Here is a 740-nt window from a genome sequence, read left to right as displayed (position 1 = left end):
AGTTCATCAATACAAAACGGCTGGCGTTCCAGATCTTATTACAGAAGTTACGATAGCCCTCGACACGCTTTAGATCAAAGTTGATATCGCGACCAGTACTGGCAAGTGAGGTAAAGGTAAAGCGCAATGCATCCGTACCATAAGCTGGGATGCCTTCTGGGAACTCTTTACGCGTTTGCTTCTCAATTTTGGCCGCGTCTTTTGGATTCATCATGTTGCTGGTGCGTTTTTCTACCAATGCTTCAAGCTCAATACCGTCGATAAGGTCAATCGGATCTAAGACATTACCTTTTGACTTGGACATCTTTTGACCATTGCCATCACGGACTAGACCATGCACATAGACAGTCTTAAACGGTACTTGCGGCGTGCCATCTTCGTTTTTCACGAAATGCAGGGTCATCATGATCATGCGGGCCACCCAAAAGAAGATAATATCAAAACCTGTCACGAGCACGCTGGTCGGGTGGAAAGTCTCTAACACACGCGGATCAGCAGTAGGGTCTGCCCAGTCAAGCGTACTAAACGTCCACAGACCCGAGCTAAACCAGGTATCAAGCACATCATCGTCTTGGCGCAGTTTTACATCGTCGCTTAGGTTGTACTTGCTACGCACTTCGGCTTCGTCACGGGCGACATAGGTCTCACCTGTTGCATCGTCATACCATGCAGGGATACGATGACCCCACCAGAGCTGACGGCTGATGCACCAGTCTTGTAGATCCGTCATCCACGCCATA

1 protein-coding gene is annotated in these 740 nt (G+C 48.6%); it reads right to left on the bottom strand.

Annotated elements, in window-relative coordinates; translation table 11 throughout:
* On the bottom strand, positions 1 to 740 hold a 740-nt coding region (locus ACS8FD_RS20115; RefSeq protein WP_439277167.1), incomplete at both ends, for a class I tRNA ligase family protein.

Source organism: Psychrobacter sp. 1U2 (assembly GCF_051847575.1).
The sequence above is the reverse complement of the archived record's forward strand: the minus strand, read 5'-3'. Positions and strand labels throughout refer to the sequence as shown.